The organism is Streptococcus suis, from assembly GCF_002964045.1.
GTDB lineage: Bacteria > Bacillota > Bacilli > Lactobacillales > Streptococcaceae > Streptococcus > Streptococcus suis_U.
This window is the reverse complement of record NZ_POPB01000558.1, coordinates 1-346: the sequence shown is the minus strand read 5'-3', so window position 1 is coordinate 346 and position 346 is coordinate 1. Positions and strand designations below refer to the sequence as shown.

Sequence of the window (346 nt, the reverse complement as noted above, 5' to 3'; positions counted from 1 at the left end):
TTTCTGTGAATTTCACTGAACCATCTGTCGTATCCACAAACTTCACACTACCCGTTTGTGATGCTTTCACATACGGAATCTTCGTATCTGTTGTTGGATCACCTGGAACTGGTGGTGCTTTATAACCCTTAGTTGGATCTGCTGGATCAACTGGAGTTAACGGTGTTGTTTCATCTGGTCCTACTGGGATATAACCTGGAATATATGGAATGGTTGGAACATCCGTACCTGGTTGTGTTGGATCATTAGGGTAAACCGTTGGTGGAACTTCCACTGTACCTGTTGGTGGTTGTGGAATCCATGAACCAAGTTTCACATAAGTAACGACTTCTGTGATGTTTCCTGT

1 pseudogene is annotated in these 346 nt (G+C 43.4%); it reads right to left on the bottom strand.

Going from position 1 to position 346, the window contains the following annotated elements:
* A pseudogene (locus tag C1E99_RS14800) lies at nucleotides 1-346 on the bottom strand (hypothetical protein); the annotation flags it as partial.